The following is a 311-nucleotide window of genomic DNA, read 5'->3' as shown; positions in this document are numbered from 1 at the left end:
AACAGGAACAGCAGCTGGGTGGTGCCGAACATGAAGGCGCCGATCGACGAGACCATGTTGAAGTCGGCGAACTGCAGGTTGTAGTCGGGGATCCGTCGCGGCATGCCGGCGAGGCCGACGAAGTGCATCGGGAAGAACGCCAGGTTCATGCCGATGAAGCTCATCCAGAAGTGCAGCTTGCCGAGGGTCTCGTCGTACATGTGGCCGGTCCACTTCGGCAGCCAGTAGTAAGCCGAGGCGAAGATGCCGAAGATCGCGCCGGGCACCAGCACGTAGTGGAAGTGGGCGACCACGAAGTAGGTGTCGTGGTA

General features: G+C 61.1%; 1 protein-coding gene. It reads right to left on the bottom strand.

Annotated elements, in window-relative coordinates; translation table 11 throughout:
• Positions 1-311: cbb3-type cytochrome c oxidase subunit I (locus ACLJNW_RS24140; protein ID WP_410961210.1), on the bottom strand; the 311-nt coding region annotated here is incomplete at both ends.

It is taken from the genome of Salmonella sp. SAL4457 (genome assembly GCF_046548235.1).
GTDB classification, from domain to species: Bacteria; Pseudomonadota; Gammaproteobacteria; order Enterobacterales; family Enterobacteriaceae; genus Salmonella; species Salmonella enterica.
Note: the sequence above shows the minus strand (reverse complement) of the source record. Positions and strands in the feature narration are given on the sequence as shown.